General features: G+C 56.3%; 1 rRNA gene. It reads left to right on the top strand.

Annotated elements, in window-relative coordinates:
* Nucleotides 1-231 (top strand): 16S ribosomal RNA (locus HPT30_RS00035); the annotation flags it as partial.

Raw genomic sequence — 231 nt, 5'->3', positions numbered from 1 at the left:
CTTGCACTCCTGATGGTTAGCGGCGGACGGGTGAGTAACACGTAGGCAACCTGCCCCACAGACTGGGATAACTACCGGAAACGGTAGCTAATACCGGATAATTCCTTTTGGCTCCTGCTGAAAGGATGAAAGACGGAGCAATCTGTCACTGCGGGATGGGCCTGCGGCGCATTAGCTAGTTGGTGAGGTAACGGCTCACCAAGGCGACGATGCGTAGCCGACCTGAGAGGG

Source organism: Paenibacillus agri, assembly GCF_013359945.1.
Lineage (GTDB): Bacteria > Bacillota > Bacilli > Paenibacillales > Paenibacillaceae > Paenibacillus_AQ > Paenibacillus_AQ agri.
This window is presented reverse-complemented; position numbering and strand designations above follow the sequence as displayed.